Below are 2,466 nucleotides of genomic sequence, written 5' to 3'. Positions count from 1 at the left end.
CTGCACCTTGTTCTCCGGTGACATCCGGGCGAAGATCACCCGCTCGGTGACGGCGTGTTCCTGGTCTTTGCGCGACAGTGCATCCCACTCGGCACCGCTGATGACCTGCTCGGAGGTCACCGGCATGCCCATTTCCCGCGCGATCGCGGTGGCCGTGATCGGGTGATCGCCGGTGATCAACCGGATGCCGACCTCGCGCTCGGACAGGGCCTTGAGCAGAGCAGGGGCTTCGGCTCGCGGAGTGTCGGATAACCCGAGGAAGCCCGCCAGTGACAGCTCGCCGTCGGCCAGATCCGCGATGGCGTCTTCGTCGTCGGCCACCAGCTTGGCCTGTTGCGGGCTGAGCCGGCGCCGCGCGACGGCGATCACCCGCAGCCCTTCGGCTGCCAGCTGACGCACTGTGCCATCGATCTCCGGGCCGACGTCCTGGCAAGCCGCGAGCACCACTTCGGGTGCGCCTTTGACGGTCAGCTCGTCGTCGGACACCGACGCCGAGAACGACCTGCCGGACCGGAACGGTAGGTGGGCGTCGGCTTCGGTGGCTCGCGAGCCGTTGGAGGCATCAACCGCCAGCGCCGCCTCGATGATGGCCCGGTCAGTGGCGTGCACCTGCGGGCCGCCGTTGGCGTCCGGGGCTGCGTGCGCCGCAAAGCGCAACACGTCGTCGCGGGAGTAGCCGGCGAGGGGGTGCACCTGCGCCACCCGCAGCCGGTTTTCGGACAGCGTCCCGGTCTTGTCGAAGCAAACGACGTCGACGCGCCCGAGCGCCTCGACCGACCGGGGGATGCGCACCAGCGCGCCGTACTCGGTCAGGCGTCTCGCCGACGCGGCTTGTGCGAGCGTCGCCACCAGCGGCATGCCTTCCGGGACCGCGGCCACCGTGATCGCGATCCCACTGGCGACGGCTTCGCGCAACCCTCGACGACGCAACAGGCCCAGTAGGCTGACCAGGGCGCCGCCGGCCGTGCTGACCGGGAATGCCTGGTTGGTGAGCTTGCTGAGCTGGTGCTGCAGCCCGACGTCCGGCAGTTCACCGGATGCGAGCTCGGCGGCGCGACGCGCCTGGGTGTCGGCGCCGACGGCGGTCACCAGCGCCACCGCGGTGCCCGCGACGATCGTGGTGCCGGCGAACAGCATGCAGCGACGCTCGGCCAGTTCGGCGCCCGGTGTGGCGTCGACCTGTTTTTCTACCGGCAGCGACTCACCGGTGAGCGTCGATTCGTCGACCTCGAGGTCGTCTTCCTCGATCAGCCGGGCATCGGCGGGGATCACCTCGTGGGTGCGTATCTCGATCACATCGCCGGGCAGCAGCTGTGCCGCAACAACCTCGGTGTACACCGGCTCGCCGTCGGGACCGACTGTCACTTTGCGGGCGGGCGGAATCTGTTGAGCCAGCAGCTCGTTCAGCCGGCTTTCGGCACGTAGGCGCTGGCTGGCCGCGAGCACCGAGTTTCCGGTGAGCACCGAACCGACCAGGACCGCATCGACCGGCGAACCCAATATCGCGCTGGCTGCCGAGCCGAGAGCCAGTACTGGGGTCAGCGGGTCGGACAATTCGGCTTGCACCGCCTTGACGAACTGCCAGACCGCTCGCCGCGGTCGTCCGGTCAGCTCGGCCCCGCGATAAGCGGTTTCCATTGCCCTGGTGGCCAGCAGACCATGGTGCGGCGCCGTCGATTCCTGGGACTCCGGCGGCGGTAACATCTTGCGAACCTGCTCGACCGACATTGCGTGCCATTCGTGGATCGGGGCCGGCAACGGAGTCGGTGCGCGAACCACTCGGCGGGCCAGTAAGTAGCCGGACAGCAGTCCCGCTGCCGCGCCCGTCGTCACCGGGCCGGGCCCTCGGCCGCGCACGCCGGGCACCATCAGCAGCGAACCCAACGCCGTCGCGCCGGTCGATATCTCGATCCCACGCCGGCTTGCTGTTTTGGCTGCGGGGACCGCATGCAGCAGTCGCCAGGCGCCGGCGAGGTCACTCAGTATCAGATCCGCCGTCCAGGGCGGTGGCTCGGCGTCCGAGTTGGGCATCACACCCAGCCCGACGTCGGCCGACGAAAGGGCTTGTGCAGCAGCTGAAGACAGCACCGCGACGGTGTGACCCGACTGTTGCAGATCGCTTAGCGCCGCGACGAGCGCATCGTCGATCGATTCGTTGGCCGCGGCCCGCAGCTCATCGAACGCGGGCCGCAACTCGCCAAGGTCGTCGATCTCCACGGAGATCAAATCCAGATCAGCCCGGCGGGCCTCGGCCAGTACAGCCGAGGCCAGCGGATCGTGCGTCGGGCCGACCAGTGCTTCGACGTCCGGCACTCCGGCAACCGGGTGCCAGCCGACACGCAAGCCTCGTTTCTCCTGCAGCAGTTGTGCAGCGGCGTCCCACGCCGCAGAAGGATCCGCAATCTCGTCCTCATCAGCGCCGCGTACCCGCACCACTCGCAGCGTGTCGGTGCACAACACCCGGGG

General features: G+C 68.9%; 1 protein-coding gene. It reads right to left on the bottom strand.

The window, feature by feature from the left end:
• On the bottom strand, positions 1 to 2,466 hold a 2,466-nt coding region (locus tag WAN71_RS07080; RefSeq protein ID WP_422224654.1), incomplete at both ends, for an HAD-IC family P-type ATPase.

This window comes from Mycobacterium sp. (genome assembly GCF_049280035.1).
Lineage (GTDB): Bacteria > Actinomycetota > Actinomycetes > Mycobacteriales > Mycobacteriaceae > Mycobacterium.
This window is presented reverse-complemented; position numbering and strand designations above follow the sequence as displayed.